The sequence below is a fragment of the Synechococcus sp. R8-2 genome, assembly GCF_047461715.1.
Lineage (GTDB): Bacteria > Cyanobacteriota > Cyanobacteriia > Thermostichales > Thermostichaceae > Thermostichus.
In genome coordinates this window covers 1-689 of record NZ_JANSHQ010000033.1, presented here as the reverse complement: position 1 = coordinate 689, position 689 = coordinate 1, and the positions used below count along the sequence as shown (strand labels likewise).

General features: G+C 60.2%; 1 protein-coding gene. It reads right to left on the bottom strand.

Going from position 1 to position 689, the window contains the following annotated elements:
- On the bottom strand, positions 1–689 hold a 689-nt coding region (locus NW819_RS00895), incomplete at both ends, for a right-handed parallel beta-helix repeat-containing protein (protein ID WP_414412612.1).

Sequence of the window (689 nt, the reverse complement as noted above, 5' to 3'; positions counted from 1 at the left end):
GGTGTTGGCGTGGGCGTTTCCGTCGGCGTCGGTTCAGGAGTTGGCGTGGGCGCAGGTTCCCCAGTGACCCTCTGAGCAAAGTTTCCTTGGAAAGTATTGCCAGCCAGGTAGGCTGCGACTACCGCATCTGGGGTGCCGGGGGCCGCCTGAATTGCCACTCCTACGCCCTCGCCCCGAGCTAGGAACGTATTCCCGGAAATGGTGCGGGCCTGGGTTCCCTGCAAAATACGAATGCCGACACTGCCGGCTATCCTGCCCACGCCGATCCGGTTGGATTGAATGGATGGAATTGAGCCTGCCCCATCCAGCTGAATCCCGGTAGTGCCACTCGTACCTGCTTGCCGCGCCTGCAGTACCAAGCCGGCTCCAGCCGTGGGTGGATCCCCTTCGATTTGGTTGTTGCGGAAGATCCCGCCGGAGTTGTCACCATAGCGAACGGCCAAAGCCCCCAAAGCCTGCAGGAGAATTGTGTTGTTTTCAAGGATGGGATTGCTGCCCGGCACAGTGCCTATGCCCACCCCACCCGTTTTACTGACAATCGGCGAGACACGGCTGACCCGGCCATTCCCAGAGATCTGCACACAGGGATCCAAAAATTGCCGGCACAAGATCTGGGCTAACTGGCCCAAGGCCCCCTCCAGAACCGCGGTATTGCCGTTGACCAAGATGTTGGAGCGAGGGTCGTTGAG